Here is a 15,844-nt window from a genome sequence, read left to right on the forward strand (position 1 = left end):
GTTTCATTTTGCCGAGCGCGGATTGTCTCAGGATGCGGCATCGCCGCCACCCTGCCCCGCAAACTCCCGCCGCGCGCCGGCCATGCGGTACAGCGGCAGCACCACCGCCAGCAACAATCCCAAAGCCAGCCAGAGCCACAGTCCCTTGCCTCTGAAGGCCAGGGCCGCAATGACGGTGAAGGCCACGGCCTCGCACAGCCCGCGAAAGCCGGCCCGCAGCATGAACAGCCCCACGATGCCCTGCACGGGCGATACGCCGCTCTTGCGCAGGCTGGCCATGGTGTCCAGCAGGGCCTGCACGGATTCCTGGGCCTGGCGGTCACGCTCCTGGTCCCGCTCGCGCAGCCGGGTGATGGTCATGGGCTGGGCCGGATTGGTGAGGGCGGTGCCGTCGGCGCCCTCTTCCTGGCCGGGCTGCGGATAGACCTCGCCATTCGTATCGACCAGCACCTGGCGCTCCGGGTAACGGGACAGCCAGGCGTGGTGGCTGACCCATTGGCCGGCATCGAAGTGGTAGCGCTCGCTCTCGCCCACCTGGTCGTAGAAGACATGCAGCACCGCCGCCTGCAGCCCGTGCTGGAACAGCGTCTCCAGCAATCGCCAGGGCATGCCGGCCGTGGTGCGGGTGTCAAAGCCCAGCTCCAGGTGCTGGGGATGGCCCAGGGCGCTGGCATTGGCCCAGTCGTCATCCCACAGCGAGGACCGGTCCAGGGCGGGGTCCAGCTCATGGATCCAGCGCTCGGCCTGCTCCCAGGACTGCCGGGCCAGGTACTGGCAGATCAGTTGCACGCGGCGCAGCTGCAGGGGCGTATCGAAGAAAAGATAGAGGTGATGGACGTTGCTGGACATGGCGGGCCTGAGGCGTTTGCAGGAATGCCTCGATTGTTCAATTGCAGCCGCCAGCCCGCCCTCCCAGGCCTGTCCAGCAGGCGGCTGGCAGGCGCTCCCACCGGTTGACATTCTGTCCACTGCAAGAAGCGGGATGCAGGCGCTGCGGCGCCGCCCTAGACTGCGGCAATTGCCCACAGCGCCCATATTGCCAACCGCGCCCGCCATGCACAACCTCGGTCTTTTCGACAACGAAGCTTGCGAATCCGCCCCGCCCTGCCACTGGACGCAGATGGAGCACCAGCTCGATGAGCAAGGCTGCGCTCGCCTGCCCGGCCTGCTGGATGCGCAGCAGTGCCGCGACCTGGCCGCTCTTTACGCAAGGGAGGACGGCTTTCGCTCCCGCATCGTCATGGCACGCCACGGTTTCGGGCGCGGCGAGTACCAATATTTCGACTACCCCTTGCCACCGCTGCTGCAGCGCCTGCGCGAGCAGCTGTATCTGCGCCTGGCGCCGGTGGCCAATCTCTGGAACCAGCGCATGGGGCTGGAGGTGCGCTATCCGGACCGGCTGCAGGACTTCCTGGCGCGCTGCCACGCGCAGGGCCAGTTGCGGCCCACGCCGCTCATCCTTCAATACGGTGCGGGCGACTACAACTGCCTGCACCAGGACGTCTATGGAGAGCATGTGTTTCCGCTGCAGGTGGTGCTGCTGCTGTCGCGGCCCGGGCGGGACTTCACGGGTGGCGAGTTCGTCATCACCCAGGCCGACGGCGACCGGCAGCGGGCCGATGTGATGGCACTGGACCAGGGCGATGCACTGGTCCTGGCCGTGCGCCACCGGCCCGTGCCCGGGCGGCGCACCGGCTACCGCCGCGTGGCCATGCGCCATGGGGTCAGCCGCATCCACAGCGGCCATCGCCATACCGTGGGGCTGATCTTTCATGACGCACTTTGATGGATGGCCGGCATGAGCACGCTGGATCTTTTCGCCGATGAACATCCCACCGGGGCCGAATCCATAGGCCCCCAATCCGTGGTGCTGCGCGGCCATGCCCTGCCCCATGCCGCGCAGTTGCTGGAGGCGGCCGAAGGCATTGCGGCGCGGGCGCCGCTGCGCCATCTGGTCACGCCGGGCGGCTTCACCATGTCGGTGGCCATGACCAACTGCGGCGCGCTGGGCTGGACCAGCGACAGGCGCGGCTACCGCTACAGCGCCATCGACCCACTCAGCGGCCAGCCCTGGCCGGCCATGCCGGCCGTGTTTGTCCGGCTGGCGGGCGAGGCGGCCGCTGCGGCGGGGTTCGATGGCTTTGTGCCCGATGCCTGCCTCATCAACCAGTACCTGCCCGGCACCCGGCTTTCCCTGCACCAGGACCGCGACGAACGCGACCTGGGCGCGCCCATTGTCTCGGTGTCCCTGGGCATGCCGGCCACGTTTCTGTTTGGAGGACTGGCGCGCGCGGACAGCACGGCCAGGGTGCCGCTGCAGCATGGCGACGTGGTGGTCTGGGGCGGTGTGGATCGGCTGCGTCACCACGGCGTGTTGCCGCTCAAGGACCAGCCTCACCCGCTGCTGGGCGGGCGGCGCATCAATCTCACTTTTCGCAAGGCGGGCTGAATGGTTGGACGGTCTGAAATGGACAGGCTCAACAGCCAGGATCGCTTCGCCCGCCTGGATTGGGCGCGGATTGCCGCTGAGCTCGATGCCGAAGGCCATGCCCTGCTGCCGCAGCTGCTGACTGCGGATGAAAGCCGCGCCTTGGCCCGCGAGGCGGCAGCCGCGTCTGGCCTGCCGCCCTGCGTGCAGGCATGGCGCCCGGTGCTGTACGGGCATCTGCTGGCCCTGGCCAACCGCTGGCGCGAACACATGGGCATGCAGCCTGGGTTGCCAGGCTGCTTCGAGGATTTCATGCGTCAGGGCCGGCAAGCAGGCCAAACGCAGCCGCAGCCACATCTGCTGCGCGTGCCGCAAGCGGGCCATGCCCCGCTGCGTTCATACAGCGAAGGTGCGGCGGTGTTTCCGCTGCAGCTGGTGCTGCTGCTGTCCCGGCCGGGCCAGGATTTCGAGGGCGGCGAATTCGTGATGACCGAGCAGCGCCCGCGCATGCAATCGCGCCCCATGGTGCTGCCGCTGAGCCTGGGGGATGCGGCCATCATCGCCACGGGGCCGCGCCCGGTGCGCGGTGCGGCAGGCTTTTACCGCGTGCACCTGCGGCATGCCATCAGCCGCGTTCACCGTGGCGAGTGGCTGGGTCTGGAGCTGCTTTTGCACGACGTGCCCCAGGCGCCAAAGGCTCTGCAAACAGACCGCTGGCTATAATGCCGCGCCTGCAAAGGCATCCGTGCAACAGGTGTCCACATGCCAGCCATGGGGATGAAACGGGAACAAGGTGACTGCCAGCAAATGCTTTTTGCGCTGCCGGCACAGGCCTTGGCTGCCCCCGCAACGGTAAACAAGTCAAGGCGCTCCATGCCTGTCCCGCCAGTCTCCGCAACCCTGCGGAGGGGCGATGACAGGCTGTCACTGGTTCATGGCGTGGTCTGCAGCATGCAGCTTTTCGCGGGTGGATTGGGAAGACGGGGCGCTGGGCGCAAGGCATGTTCTTGCGCCGCTTGTGAGCCCGGAGACCGGCCTGCTGCGTTTCGCGCCTGCTGTGCAGGCGTTTTCTTGACTGTCTGCGGGGTGCGGATGGCAACGTCCTGCTCCCCTTCCTCCCACGCTGGCTGGAGAGGTGGCAGTGCCTTGCTTTCGCATCAGACGGTCGAAGACCGATGTTCGAAATGCATTCTTCCTTTTCCAGGGTTTCCAGCGCTCGCGCTGCCCAGTCCCTTTCCGTGCGGCTGAGCCCGCTGGCCCTGGCCTGCGCCTTCATCTGCCTGCCGGCGCAGGCTCAAACCCAAACGCCCACGCCAACGCCCCCATCAACCGCCCTGCCCGAGGTCCAGGTCACCGGCCAGGCCGAACGCATAGGCCAGCAACTGGCCCAGCCTGCGCGCTCTGCCAGCCATACCGGCGTCTCCAACCAGGAAGTGCCGGCCAGCGTGGACGGCGTCTCTGCCGAGCAGATGCAGGAGCGCGGCGACTACGCCCTGGTGGACGCCGTCACACGCACCGTGGGCCTGACCTCCAGCAGCACGCCGGGCAACGGCGGCCTGGCCTTCAGCAGCCGCGGCTTTGCGGGTGTCAATTCCGTGGGCGTGGCCGAAGACGGCATGGTGCTGGGCGTGGCCGCCGGCACCACGGCCTATCCGGGTGACAGCTGGGGCTACGAGCGCATCGACGTGCTGCGCGGCCCGGCCTCGCTGATGTACGGCAGCGGCACCATGGGCGCCACGGTCAACGCCATCCGCAAGCAGCCCAGCCGCACCAGCTCGGCCGAGGTGCTGGTGGGCGCGGGCACGGACGACACGCTGCGCCTGGGCCTGGGCGTGACCGGCGCCCTGGGCGCCTATGCCAGCTACCGCATCGACAGCTACACCGCCCGCAGCGCAGGCGAGCGCGATCTGGACCAGTCGCGCAACGGCAAGTTCATGAGCACGCTGCGCTTGGAGCCCACGAGCGACCTGCAGATCGACCTGATTGCCGACCGCAGCGTGCAAAAGCCCAGCCGTTACTGGGGCACGCCGGGCCTGGACGGCAAGGTGGTGGAGTCCCTGCGCGACCGCAACTACAACGCCGAAGACAGCGTGCTGCGCTATGCCGACGAGCGCCTGCGCGCCAAGGTGCAATGGAAGGCCAATGACTGGTTGACGGTGCGCAACGAGCTGTACCACGTGCAGTCCGACCGCCACTGGCGCAACATCGAGGCCTACGCGCTCAACCCCGCCACCTGGACCGTGGGCCGCTCCGACTACCTGGAAATCCTGCACGACCTGGAGCAGACCGGCAACCGCCTGGGCCTGAACGTGGACCGGGGCTCGCACAAGATCGCCATGGGCTGGGAGGCCGCGCGCATCAACCTGCGGCTGTCCAACAACTCGCCCTATGGCGGCTCGTCCACGGTCTCGGCCTGGGATCCCGTGCATGGCAGCTGGGCCAGCCCCGATCTCACCGCCGCCAAGACAGAAACCGGCGTGACCCAGCATGCCCTGTACCTGGAAGATGCCTGGCGCATCAGCAACCGCTGGCTGGCCATGGCCGGCCTGCGCCGCGATGTCTACGACTTTGCCAGCCACTCGCTGGTGGGCGGCACTGATTTCAACAAGACGCTGGCCGCCACCTCCTGGCGCCTGGGCCTGACCTATGAGCTGGCCCGCAACACCCATGTCTATGGGCAGATCAGCTCGGGACACGATCCCGTCAACAGCCTGGTGTCGCTGAACCTGGCCAACACGGCTTACAAGCTGAGCAAGGGCCGCCAGGCCGAGATCGGCATCAAGCAACAGGTGGCCGGCGGGCGCGGCGAGTGGACGCTGGCCGTGTTCGACATCAAGAAGGACGACATCATCACGCGCGACCCGGACCGCCCGGCCATCTCCATCCAGGGCGGCAGCCAGTCCTCGCGCGGGGCCGAGGTCACCGCCACCTTCCAGGCCACGCCCGCCCTGCGCGTGGAGGGCAATCTGTCCTATGTGGACGCCCAGTTCGACAAGCTCATCGAGGCCGGCGGCAACCGCGCCGGCAACCGCCCGCAGAACGTGGCCAAGACCACGGCCAACCTCTGGGGCCACTACCGCGTGGGCGTCTGGCAGGCCTCGCTGGGCCTGCGCTACGTGGGTGACCGCTTTGGCAACAACGCCAATACCGTGAACCTGCCCGCCTACACCGTGGCCGACGCTGCTCTGAGCTGGCAGGTGGACCCGCGCACCACCCTGAGCCTGATCGGCCGCAACCTGGCCGACAGGGTCTATGTGGGATCGAGCTACGGCAGCCAGTTCCTGGTCGGGCAAGGCCGTCGCTTCGAGATCGCGGCCCATATCCGGTTCTGATGGCCATGGCGCGCTCCAAAAGCCTCCACGGCCTGTGCGCTGGCGCCCTGGCGGCCACCCTGCTGCTGGCCGGCTGCTCGCGCAGCGATTCCGGCACCACCAGTGAACTGCCGGCACCGGCTGCCGTACCGCAGGCGGCCGTGACCGTCAATGTCTGCGGCAGCCCCGTGACCTACGCCAGCGCACCGCTGCGCGCCGTGACCCATGACGTGAACATCACCGAGATGTTCCTCTTTCTGGGCCTGGGCGATCGGCTGGTGGGCTACAGCGGTATCACGCAGGCCAAGCAGATCGACCCGGCCTTCCAGGCCCAGCTGGCCCGCGTGCCGCGGCTGGCCGAGCGCGAGATGAACCTGGAGGCCATCCTGGGCGCCTCGGCAGATTTCGTCTTCGGAGGCTGGAGCTACGGTTTTCGCCAGGGCCAGATCACGCCCGAGGTGCTGCAGCGCCACGGCATTGCCTCATATGTGCTGTCCGAATCGTGCATCCGCGTGGGGCCGCGCAGCCAGGTGGCGCTGGAAGACGGCCTGACCGACCTGCGCAACCTGGGCCGCATCTTCCGCATTGACGCCCATGCCGAGCAACTGGCGCAGGGGCTGGAGCGCGAACTCAAGGACCTGCGCGAGCGCATGCAGGGCGTGCGGCAGCGGCCTTCGGTCTTCGTCTACGACAGCGGCCAGGACATCCCCGTGACCGTGGGCCGCTACGGCATGCCGCAGGCCATGATCGAGGAAGCGGGCGGGCGCAACATCTTCGACGACATTCCCAGCAACTGGCCTGCAGGTAACTGGGAGGACGTGGTGCAGCGCAACCCTCAGTGGATCGTCATCATCGACTACGGCCAGCCCCATGCACAGGGCAAGATCGACTTCCTGCTGGCCAAGCCCGAGCTGGCCGGCGTCGATGCCATCCGCGAAAAGCGGTTTTTCGTGATGACCTATGCCGAGGCCACGCCCGGCCCGCGCAATATTGCGCGGACCCGCGCCCTGGCGCAGGCCCTGCACCCCGACCGCATGCCGGCGCCCAGCCATGCGGCCAACTGATTCCCGCTGGCCCAGGCGCTCGGGCGCCGCCCGCCTCTGGTGCCTGCTGCTGTTCGCGGCCCTGTTGTTGGTGATGACGCTGGCCATCACTTGGGGGCCAGTGGACATGCCGGCGGGCACGGTCTGGCGCATTGCCTGGAGCCGGCTGCTGCAGGTGCTGGGCATGCAGCCGCCGCCACTGGAGGGCATCACGCCGCAGCACCAGCAGATCGTCTGGCTGATCCGCATGCCGCGCGTGCTGCTGGCGGCCCTGGTGGGCGCGGGGCTTGCCGTGGTGGGCACCATCATGCAGGCCATGGTGCGCAATCCGCTGGCCGATCCCTATCTGCTGGGCGTGTCCTCTGGTGCGTCGGTGGGCGCCGTGGCCGTGCTGGCCTTCGGTGCGCTGGCCTCGGCCGGCATGTACGCCCTCACGGCCGGGGCCTTTGCCGGGGCGCTGGCGGCCACCGTCGCCGTCTACCTGCTGGCCCGCTCCCAGGGCCGCATTCATGCCACGCGGCTGATCCTGGGTGGTGTGGCCATCGGCTATGTGCTGGCAGGCGTGACCAGTCTGATCACCCTGTCATCGGGCCAGCGCGACCTGGCCAATGCCCTGCTGACCTGGACGCTGGGCAGCCTGGCCGGCACGCAGTGGGAGGAACTGGGCATTCCCGCTGCCGTGCTGGCTGCGGGAATGCTCTGGCTGGGGCTGCAGACGCGCCCGCTCAACGCCCTGCTGGCCGGTGACGAGGCCGCCGCCACGCTGGGCGTGGACACGGCACGGCTGCGGCGCGCACTGTTCCTGGCGGTATCGCTGCTCACGGGCACCATGGTGGCGGTCAGCGGCGCCATCGGCTTTGTGGGGCTGATCGTGCCGCACGCCGCGCGCATGCTGGTGGGCACGGACCACCGGCGCGTGCTGCCCGTGGCCGCCCTGGCCGGCGCCCTGCTGCTGGTGCTGGTGGATCTTGTCGCGCGCACGGCCTTTGCGCCCATGGAACTGCCCGTGGGCGTGATCACCTCGCTGATCGGCGGACCCTTCTTCGTCTGGATGCTGGTGCGCCAGCCGGTGCAGGGAGGGCGCGGCCCATGAAGCTGCAAGCCCAGGACCTGTGCTGGAGCGCCGATGCCCGGCGTGCCGACGCCCGGCGCATCGTGGACCAGGCCAGCCTTGCCCTGCACGGCGGCGAATGCGTGGGGCTCATCGGCCCCAACGGAAGCGGCAAATCCACCCTGCTGCGCATGCTCTACCGCGTGTTGCGGCCCGACGCAGGCTGCGTGCTGCTGGACCAGCGCGACATCCGGGACATGACGGCGCGCGAGTTCGCGGCCCAGGTCTCGGTCCTGGCGCAGGAGGCGCCGCAGAGCTTTGACTTCACCGTGCGCGAGGCGGTGATGATGGGCCGCATCCCCCACCAGTCTCCCTGGGCGGGCGACAGCGCCGAGGACCTCGCCTGCATGCGCCAGGCACTGGCCCAGGTGAATGCCCTGGCGCTGGAGGAGCGGCGTTTCTCCAGCCTGTCCGGCGGCGAGAAGCAGCGCGTGCTCGTGGCCCGCGCGCTGGCCCAGCAGCCTCGGCTGATGCTGCTGGACGAGCCCACCAACCACCTGGACATACGCCATCAGCTGGAGTTGATGTCACTGGTCCGGCGCCTGCAGATCAGCAGCATCGTCGCCCTGCACGACCTCAACATCGCCACCCACTACTGCGACCGTCTCTATCTCATGGAACAAGGCCGCATCGTTGCCCATGGCACACCGGCGCAGGTACTGACCCCGGCCACCATCGGCCAGGTCTACGGCGTGGCTGCCGAGGTGGACATCCATGCCGCCACCGGCCGGCTGCGCATCAGCTTCATTCCCGATGAACTCCTCTGAAACATCCATCCCGCCCGGGCCCGACGCCGTGATCGTGCTGGGCCGTGGCGGCACGGGCGCCGCCTCGCGCCAAAGCCTCATCGAACTGGCCGATGCCTTGCGCCCGACGCTGGAGCCGGCCTGCAAGGTCGTCACATCCTTCGTGGACAAGGCCGCACCCTCGCTGCCCGAGGCGCTGCAGCAATGCCTGCCGGCGCGCTCCATCGTCGTGCTGCCTCTTTTCTCGCCCGACGAGCCTGCCCTGCTGCGCTGGCTGCACAAGCTGGCCATGCGCTGGCGCTCGCAGTTGCCGGACCAGGGCGTGCAGGTGCGGTTTGCCGACCATCTGCTGGGCGCTGCGGCCATGCCCGCGCTGCTGCTGTCTCAGATGGCCCGGGCCCTTCAGGCCCCCGACATTGCCGAGACCGCTGGCGACCAATGGCAGCACGATCCCCAGGCCTGGTCCCAGGTGCCAGACCACCAGCACCACGCCCTGGTCTGCACGGGACCGCGCTGCACCGCCCTGGGCGCCGTGGCCGTCTGGCAAAGCCTGGGCGATGCCGTGCAGGCCAGCAGCGAACTGCGTGCCAGGCTGCGCCTGCTGCAGACCAGTTGCCAGTACCCCTGCAACCATGGCCCGCTGGCCATCGTCTATCCGGACGGCGTCTGGTACGGGCGGCTCACGGCCGAGAATGCCGCCGAAGTGATCGAAACCCATGTGCTCTCGCGGCAGGTCTGTGCGGAGCACCACGTGCACGGGCCAGTGGAGCTGGGGACGCGGGCTTCGTGATGGATCAGGGCTGGGCCGCCTCCAGCTCGGCCAGCCTCACCGCCACAAAATCCCGCAACGCACGCACCAGCGGCGTGAACTGCCTGCGGCTGGGGGCGACCAGGAACAGCGGCACGCACTCGGTCGTCCAGTCGGTGCACAGCGCAAGAAGGCGGCCCCGGGCCAGGTCCTCGGCCACGTCGAAATACGACTTGTAGGCAATCCCCCGCCCGGCCACGGCCCAGCGCCGCACGGCATCTCCGTCATTGGCCACATTGCGGCCGCGCACCCGCACATGGACGGGCTCAGGTACGGCAGCCCCCTGCCCTGCCGGCCAGAAGCTCCAGCGGTCGTGCACTTCCTCGCCCAGCATGAAGCACAGGCAGTCATGGCCGGCCAGGTCGTGGGGGGTGGCGGGTGCGCCGCGTTCCTGCAGATACGAAGGCGCGGCGCAGAGCACGCGGCGGTGCGTGTCCGACAGCGGCAAGGCCACCAGGCTGGAATCCTGCGGCCTGCCGTAGCGAAAAGCCGCGTCCACGGGCTCGCTGTAGACATTGGCAGCGCGGTCGGACAGGTGCAGGCGCAGATCCACGCCTGCATGCTGGCTCTGGAACTCGTCCAGCCAGGGCATGAGCACGTTGCGGCCCAGGTCGGAGGGGGCGGCCAGTTGCAGCGTGCCGCGCAAAGCGGCCTGGCCGCCAGCCAACTGGTCGCGCACCTGGCGCAGGCCGGCCAGCGCGGGGCGGCAGTGCTCCAGAAACAGCTCGCCCTCCTGCGTGAGCCGCAGGCTGCGCGTGGAGCGCACGAACAGGGTCACGCCCAGCTCTGCCTCCAGCCGCTTGAGCGCTGCGCTGGCCGCAGCCGGGGTCAGGTCCAGGGCACGCGCCGTGGCCGAGAGGCTGCCGCTGTCTGCGGTGCGCACGAAGATATCCAGGTCTTGCAGGCTTTTCATGGGCATTCGCCAGGCTTTGATTTTCAAAAACTATTTGAAGCTTAGTCCAACGAGAAAGCCATTTGTCGCGCTTGCGCCAACTGGGCGCACGGCCTGGGATGGAAGCCGGCTTCCACCCTTTGGCAGCGGATCTTGGCGCCGCGGCAACCGTAGTATGGTTGCCGCCATGCAGCTCAAACATTTCGCCGGTGCCCTGGCTGGCAGCCTTGTATTCGCCACAGCCACGGCAGGGGTCACCGCAGCCAAGACCCCCTCCTACCCCGATGCCGATGCCAGCGACCCCGCAAAGCTGGGCTGGATGGTGGGCTCGCCGCCGCCGCCGGACCGCATGCTGCGCTTCGACGACGGCTCCTATTTCCAGTTTCCCGCCATGCGCTGGAGCGTCTCGCACTTTCGCCAGCTCATGCCCACGGTGAATGTGTCGCGCGGCCTGGCGCCTGCAGCGCCGCTGGCCCAGGCGCTGCGCGAAGACATCGACGAGTTGCGCTTCACGCCATTGGGTGCCAGCCAGCCCATGACCTGGCGCGATTCGCTCAAGGCCAACTACACCGACGGCATCGTGGTGCTGCACAAGGGCCGCGTGATCTATGAGCGCTACTTCGGCGTGCTCAAGCCCGAAGGCCAGCACGGCGCCATGTCGGTGACCAAGTCCTTCGTCGGCACGCTGGCGGCCATGCTGGCTGCCGAGGGGCAGCTCGACCCCTCGCGCCGCGTGTCGGAGTACGTGCCAGAGCTGGCGGCTTCGGCCTTCGGCAATGCCACGGTGCGCCAACTCATGGACATGACCACGGGCATACGCTTCAGCGAAGACTATGCGGATCCCCAGGCCGAGGTCTGGGCGCACGCGGCCGCGGGCAACCCGCTGCCCAAGGCCAAGGACTACACCGGGCCGCGCAGCTACTACGAATTCCTGCAGACCGTGAAGCCCGAAGGCGTGCACGGCAAGGCCTTCGGCTACCGCACGGCCAATACCGATGCGCTGGGCTGGGTGCTGGCGCGCGTGAGCGGCCAATCGGTGGCCGAACTGCTGTCCGAGCGCATCTGGAGCCGCCTGGGCGCCGAGCAGGATGCCTACATGTCGGTGGACTCCACAGGCACGCCCTTTGCAGGCGGCGGCCTGAACCTGGGCCTGCGGGATCTGGCGCGCTTTGGCGAGATGCTGCGCAATCGGGGCCAGTTCAACGGCCAGCAGATCATTCCCGCAGCGGCCGTGGACGATGTCCGCCGGGGCGGCGATGCGGCGGCCTTTGCCAAGGCCGGCTACAAGCTGCTGCCGGGCTGGACCTACCGCAACATGTGGTGGGTCACGCACAACGCCCATGGTGCCTTCGCGGCGCGCGGCGTGCATGGCCAGACCGTCTACATCGATCCCAAGGCACAGATGGTGATTGCGCGCTTCGCCTCCCACCCGGTGGCTGGCAATGCGGCCAATGACCCGACCTCGCTGCCGGCCTACGAGGCGCTGGGCAGGCTGCTGGCTGGGGAGCGCTGAAGCGCTGAAGGGGCGCGAATTTCCCGCATAGGCTTCGGCGGCCAGGGGGCACAGCCTGCAAGAATGCGTATTGTCAAGAAAATTTGCTAACGTATGTAGCATCTTCTTGCAATAAGTAATTCTTCTATGTTCCAGTCCCTGCGTGCGCGACTCATCGCGCTCAGCGTGGCCATCGTCACCGTGGCCATGCTGGCCCTGGCCATTGCCAACTTCCTCACGGTGCAGCGCCATGTGCTGTCCACCCTCGACGACCAGAGCCGCCAGCTCGTGAACGCCCAGGCCCAGGTGCTGGGCGAATGGGTGGCGACCAAGCGCCTGCTGACCCATACCCTGGCGCAGGCGGTCGATACGCCGGAGCCGCGTGCCGTGGTCCAGGCTCTGCGCGACGGCGGCGGCTTCTCGGATGCCTACTTCGGCTACACCGACAAGCGCATGTTCTTCCTCAATGAGATGGCTGCCGACTACGACGTGACGGCCCGCCCCTGGTTCAGGCAGGCGCTCAATGAAGGCAGGCCCATCGTGACGGCGCCCTATCTGTTTGTCTCTCCGCCCGAAGTGGGCGTGACCTTTGCCGAGCCCGTGGGCCCGGCCGGCAATCCCGTCGCCGTGGTCGGCACCGACGTGCTGCTGACCACGGTGGTGCGCACCGTGGGCGCCATCCGGCCCACGCCGGGCAGCTTTGCCTTCTTGGTGGATGAGGCGGGCGCCATCGTCACCCATCCCGATCCGGCACTCACGCTCAAGCCCGTCTCCGCGCTCTCGCCCCAGTTGCGTGCCGACGCCATCCAGGCCCTGCCCAAGGAGGACACCGGCATGCGCACGGCCGTCGGCGGCAAGGACTTCCTGCTCTACGGCCAGGGCGTGCCCGGCACGAACTGGCAACTGGTGGTGGCCGTGCAGCGCGACGAGGCGCTGTCCGCGCTGGGTTCGCTGCTCAAGGTGTCGGGCGCCATCGTTGCCATTTCGCTGATCCTGGCGATTGCGCTGCTGGGCGCCGTCATCGCCCGCGTCACGCGCCGGCTGGCCGTGGTGCGCGATGCGCTGGAAGACATCGCCTCGGGTGACGGCGATCTCACGCGCCGCCTGTCGGTGCAAGGCAATGACGAACTGACGCAGATCGCACGCGCGTTCAACCACTTCACCGACAAGATCGCCTCGGTGCTGGTGCGCATCCGGGAATCGTCCGAGACCGTGCGCCATGCCTCCACCGAAATCGCCAGCGGCAACCAGGACCTGTCGGCGCGCACCGAGCAGCAGGCCAGCTCGCTGGAGGAAACGGCTGCCGCCATGGAGCAGCTCACGGCCACCGTGCAGCACAACGCCGAGAATGCGCGCCAGGCGCGCGAACTGGCCAGCAGCGCCTCGGACATCGCCACGCATGGCGGCACCGTGGTGGACCAGGTGGTGCGCACCATGGGCGGCATCGAGCAGTCCTCGCACCGCATCGCCGACATCATTGGTGTGATCGACTCCATTGCCTTCCAGACCAACATCCTGGCGCTGAACGCCGCTGTGGAAGCGGCCCGCGCCGGCGAACAGGGCCGGGGCTTTGCCGTGGTGGCCTCTGAAGTGCGCACGCTGGCCCAGCGCAGCGCCACGGCCGCCAAGGAAATCAAGGCGCTGATCGATGACTCCGTGGGTCAGGTCGATGCCGGCAGCCGCCTGGTGCAGGACGCGGGCGCCACCATGGGCAAGGTGGTGGAAAGCGTGCAGCGCGTGACCGCCATCGTCACCGAGATCAGCAATGCCAGCCAGGAACAGAGCACGGGCATTGCCGAGATCGGCACGGCCGTCAGCCAGATGGACCAGTCCACCCAGCAGAACGCGGCCCTGGTCGAAGAGGCCACGGCCGCGGCGCAGTCGCTGCAGCAGCAGGCCGCGCAACTGGCGGACGTGGTGGCAGGCTTTCGGCTGGACAGCGAATCATCCCGGTCCAGGAGCATCGCCCTGCATAGATGAAATCGGCGCCGCACGGCAGGCAACCCACCGCCGTGCCCCACCGCCCTGCCCCGGCGGCGCCGGTCCGGTTACTGCAGCGCGATTGCGGCCTGCCGCACCAGCTTCTCCGTGCGGGGGACCTCGGTTTTGACGAAGGCCTCGAAGTCGGCAACGCTGCCGCCACGGGCTTCGGCGCCGGTGGCCACCAGGCGCTCGCGGAACTCAGGGGTGTTCAGCAGCTTGTTGATCTCGGTGTTGAGCCGGGAGACCACGGCCGGCGGCGTGCCGTGGCTGGCCACGATGCCGTACCACGGGGCGATGTCAAAGCCCGGATAGCCTTGTTCGGCAATCGTCGGGATATCCGGGGCCATGGCGGCGCGGCTTGCAGTCGATACGCCCAGGGCGCGCAGCTTGCCGGCCTTCACCTGGGGCAAGGCGGTCATGATGGTGTCGAAGTACAGGGAGACCTGGCCCGATATCAAGGCCGGGATGGCCTCGGCCGCACCCTTGTAGGGCACATGCACTATGTCGATGCCGGCGGCCTGGCGCAGGAACTCGCCAGCCATGTGCGAGGTCGTGCCGGCCCCGAAGGAGGCATAGGTCAGCTTGCCGGGGTTTGCCTTGGCATAGGCCACCATCTCAGCCAGCGTACTGAACGGCAGGGACGGGTTTGCCAGCAGCACATTGGGCGTGACCGCCACGATGGCCACCTTCTCGAAGGCGTCCGGGTTGTAGCTCAGCTTCTTGTACAGAAAACGGTTGGTGACCATGGAGGCCGGCCCGCTCATCAGCAGGGTGTAGCCGTCGCCCGGGGCCCGGGCCGCGGTGTCGCTGCCGATCATGGCCGCGGCACCCGGCTTGTTTTCCACCAGCACGGGCTGGCCCAATGAATTGCTCAGCCCGGCGCCAACCTGCCGGCTCAGAAGATCCGTGGCGGACCCGGCCTGAAAGGGGACGACGATGCGAATGGGCTTGCTGGGCCAGGCGCCGGCCCCCTGGGCAGAGGCTTGAGCGGATGCGACAAGGGCCAGGGCAGACAGCAGGGCCGTGGCCAGGGGAGTGCGGAGCGTTTGGAGAGGCATGGTCTTCATCAGGTTGGAGAGCAGGCATGGCGAAGGAACAGGTTCCGGCTGCCATGGGGAAAATGCATAGATATTTGGATATTTGTATCCAATCATGCAGAAGACTAGCAAGCAATAATCGAACCAGCTCTAGGGAAAACCGCCTCTTGCCATCACCTGCACAGGCATGGCTGCGTGGAAACCGGCACAAACGGGGTCCCCGGGAGGCGCAGGCAGGCCCCCGTAGAATCGGCGGGCCCCTGCCCTGGGCGAAAGACACCGGATAAACCATGCTGACCGACCGACGCGCCTCGTTTGACACTGTCCATGCCACGGCACAGGAAGAGGCCTACCAACACATCAAGCGCGGCATACGCACGGGCGAACTGCGCCCGGGCATGCGGCTGGCACCGGATGACATCGCGGCCGAAATTGGCACCAGCCGCATGCCCGTGCGCGAGGCGCTGAACCGCCTTGCCACGGAAGGGCTGATCGTCAACCGCCCCAACCGTGGCTCGGTGGTCCGGGTGCTGACCGAAAAAGAGGTGCGCGAGGTGTTCGCCATGCGTTCGGTGCTGGAGGGCCTGGCAGCCACCCTGGCAGCCGAGAACGTGACCACCAATGACATCCACGATCTGGAGCAGTTGCTGCAGCGCATGCACCGCAGCGGCCTGAATGCATCGGAATGGATCACGGCGCACCGCCAGTTCCACGAGCGCCTGTGCACCATTGCAGACGCTCCCCAGCTGATGCGGCAGATCGCGTCCCTGCACTCGGTCTCCGAGCCCCTGATGCGGGTGTGGCTGGAGGGCAAGCCATCGACGGACTACGTGCACGACAGGCACGAAGAACTCATAGGCGCATTGAAGGCCAGGGATGGCGCAAAGGTGGAAGCCCTGATGCGCGCCCACATCCTGCGCACGCTTCCAGGCATCCTCCAGGCGAACCAGGCCGACTGAAATCCGCACTTAAAGCCGCGCTGGCCCCTTCGCT

Annotated in this window: 14 protein-coding genes and 1 riboswitch; of the genes, 11 read left to right on the top strand and 3 right to left on the bottom strand. The window is 67.9% G+C overall.

The features are described from left to right. Positions 1-27 precede the first annotated feature (27 nt). Positions 28-849, bottom strand: coding sequence for a hypothetical protein (locus tag IB269_RS08225; protein ID WP_192366874.1), 822 nt, complete (start codon positions 847-849; stop codon positions 28-30). A gap of 205 nt (positions 850-1,054) precedes the next feature. Between IB269_RS08225 and IB269_RS08230 the strand changes: the two genes are divergently transcribed. The 8 genes from IB269_RS08230 to IB269_RS08265 all read left to right on the top strand — a co-directional run bounded on the left by IB269_RS08230 (position 1,055) and on the right by IB269_RS08265 (position 9,429). Further along, entirely contained in the window at positions 1,055-1,786 is a 732-nt protein-coding gene (locus IB269_RS08230; protein WP_065345810.1) for a 2OG-Fe(II) oxygenase, read from the top strand. Between the two features lie 12 nt (positions 1,787-1,798). Beyond that, on the top strand, positions 1,799-2,449 hold the full coding sequence (alkB, locus tag IB269_RS08235; protein WP_192366875.1) for a DNA oxidative demethylase AlkB: 651 nt from the start codon (positions 1,799-1,801) through the stop codon (positions 2,447-2,449). An 18-nt stretch (positions 2,450-2,467) separates the two neighbouring features. Continuing rightward, positions 2,468-3,151 (top strand): 2OG-Fe(II) oxygenase, encoded by a 684-nt coding sequence (locus IB269_RS08240; protein ID WP_192366876.1) that lies wholly within the window; start codon positions 2,468-2,470, stop codon positions 3,149-3,151. A gap of 12 nt (positions 3,152-3,163) precedes the next feature. Further along, a riboswitch (cobalamin riboswitch) is annotated at positions 3,164-3,483 on the top strand. 120 nt (positions 3,484-3,603) lie between these two features. Continuing rightward, the gene (locus tag IB269_RS08245; RefSeq protein WP_192366877.1) at positions 3,604-5,760 is read left to right on the top strand and encodes a TonB-dependent receptor; all 2,157 of its coding nucleotides are present in this window, start codon (positions 3,604-3,606) and stop codon (positions 5,758-5,760) included. After that, on the top strand, positions 5,760-6,803 hold the full coding sequence (locus IB269_RS08250; RefSeq protein WP_192366878.1) for an ABC transporter substrate-binding protein: 1,044 nt from the start codon (positions 5,760-5,762) through the stop codon (positions 6,801-6,803). Before IB269_RS08245 ends, IB269_RS08250 begins: the two co-directional genes overlap by 1 nt. Next, a complete protein-coding gene (locus IB269_RS08255) occupies positions 6,790-7,875 on the top strand; it encodes a FecCD family ABC transporter permease (protein WP_016453415.1) in 1,086 nt (361 codons plus the stop codon). The genes IB269_RS08250 and IB269_RS08255 overlap by 14 nt, the downstream gene beginning before the upstream one ends. Further along, positions 7,872-8,660: an ABC transporter ATP-binding protein gene (locus IB269_RS08260; RefSeq protein ID WP_192366879.1), complete on the top strand. Its 789-nt coding sequence runs from the start codon at positions 7,872-7,874 to the stop codon at positions 8,658-8,660. Before IB269_RS08255 ends, IB269_RS08260 begins: the two co-directional genes overlap by 4 nt. Beyond that, on the top strand, positions 8,647-9,429 hold the full coding sequence (locus IB269_RS08265) for a (2Fe-2S) ferredoxin domain-containing protein (protein ID WP_225614000.1): 783 nt from the start codon (positions 8,647-8,649) through the stop codon (positions 9,427-9,429). Before IB269_RS08260 ends, IB269_RS08265 begins: the two co-directional genes overlap by 14 nt. A gap of 4 nt (positions 9,430-9,433) precedes the next feature. On the opposite strand, the gene IB269_RS08270 is transcribed toward IB269_RS08265, so the two are convergent. Continuing rightward, positions 9,434-10,360: a LysR family transcriptional regulator gene (locus IB269_RS08270; RefSeq protein ID WP_179217879.1), complete on the bottom strand. Its 927-nt coding sequence runs from the start codon at positions 10,358-10,360 to the stop codon at positions 9,434-9,436. A gap of 166 nt (positions 10,361-10,526) precedes the next feature. Here IB269_RS08270 and IB269_RS08275 point away from each other — a divergent pair, with 166 nt between their 5' ends. Both IB269_RS08275 and IB269_RS08280 read left to right on the top strand, forming a co-directional pair. Then, a complete protein-coding gene (locus IB269_RS08275; protein WP_192366881.1) occupies positions 10,527-11,852 on the top strand; it encodes a serine hydrolase domain-containing protein in 1,326 nt (441 codons plus the stop codon). 126 nt (positions 11,853-11,978) lie between these two features. After that, a complete protein-coding gene (locus IB269_RS08280; RefSeq protein WP_192366882.1) occupies positions 11,979-13,811 on the top strand; it encodes a methyl-accepting chemotaxis protein in 1,833 nt (610 codons plus the stop codon). A gap of 68 nt (positions 13,812-13,879) precedes the next feature. On the opposite strand, the gene IB269_RS08285 is transcribed toward IB269_RS08280, so the two are convergent. After that, a complete protein-coding gene (locus tag IB269_RS08285; RefSeq protein ID WP_192366883.1) occupies positions 13,880-14,872 on the bottom strand; it encodes a Bug family tripartite tricarboxylate transporter substrate binding protein in 993 nt (330 codons plus the stop codon). A gap of 269 nt (positions 14,873-15,141) precedes the next feature. Between IB269_RS08285 and IB269_RS08290 the strand changes: the two genes are divergently transcribed. Further along, positions 15,142-15,810 (top strand): GntR family transcriptional regulator, encoded by a 669-nt coding sequence (locus IB269_RS08290; protein ID WP_012205610.1) that lies wholly within the window; start codon positions 15,142-15,144, stop codon positions 15,808-15,810. Positions 15,811-15,844 lie beyond the last annotated feature (34 nt).

This window comes from Delftia sp. DLF01, assembly GCF_014852125.1.
GTDB classification, from domain to species: Bacteria; Pseudomonadota; Gammaproteobacteria; order Burkholderiales; family Burkholderiaceae_C; genus Comamonas; species Comamonas acidovorans.

Bases quoted from the DNA above. Each gene is read 5' to 3' on its own strand.
- IB269_RS08270 (WP_179217879.1), bottom strand. From the start codon at position 10,360: ATGAAAAGCCTGCAAGACCTGGATATCTTCGTGCGCACCGCAGACAGC.
- IB269_RS08245 (WP_192366877.1), top strand. From the start codon at position 3,604: ATGTTCGAAATGCATTCTTCCTTTTCCAGGGTTTCCAGCGCTCGCGCT.
- IB269_RS08260 (WP_192366879.1), top strand. From the start codon at position 7,872: ATGAAGCTGCAAGCCCAGGACCTGTGCTGGAGCGCCGATGCCCGGCGT.
- IB269_RS08275 (WP_192366881.1), top strand. From the start codon at position 10,527: ATGCAGCTCAAACATTTCGCCGGTGCCCTGGCTGGCAGCCTTGTATTC.
- IB269_RS08240 (WP_192366876.1), top strand. From the start codon at position 2,468: ATGGACAGGCTCAACAGCCAGGATCGCTTCGCCCGCCTGGATTGGGCG.
- IB269_RS08290 (WP_012205610.1), top strand. From the start codon at position 15,142: ATGCTGACCGACCGACGCGCCTCGTTTGACACTGTCCATGCCACGGCA.
- IB269_RS08285 (WP_192366883.1), bottom strand. From the start codon at position 14,872: ATGCCTCTCCAAACGCTCCGCACTCCCCTGGCCACGGCCCTGCTGTCT.
- IB269_RS08230 (WP_065345810.1), top strand. From the start codon at position 1,055: ATGCACAACCTCGGTCTTTTCGACAACGAAGCTTGCGAATCCGCCCCG.
- IB269_RS08280 (WP_192366882.1), top strand. From the start codon at position 11,979: ATGTTCCAGTCCCTGCGTGCGCGACTCATCGCGCTCAGCGTGGCCATC.
- IB269_RS08265 (WP_225614000.1), top strand. From the start codon at position 8,647: ATGAACTCCTCTGAAACATCCATCCCGCCCGGGCCCGACGCCGTGATC.
- IB269_RS08255 (WP_016453415.1), top strand. From the start codon at position 6,790: ATGCGGCCAACTGATTCCCGCTGGCCCAGGCGCTCGGGCGCCGCCCGC.
- IB269_RS08250 (WP_192366878.1), top strand. From the start codon at position 5,760: ATGGCCATGGCGCGCTCCAAAAGCCTCCACGGCCTGTGCGCTGGCGCC.
- IB269_RS08225 (WP_192366874.1), bottom strand. From the start codon at position 849: ATGTCCAGCAACGTCCATCACCTCTATCTTTTCTTCGATACGCCCCTG.
- alkB (WP_192366875.1), top strand. From the start codon at position 1,799: ATGAGCACGCTGGATCTTTTCGCCGATGAACATCCCACCGGGGCCGAA.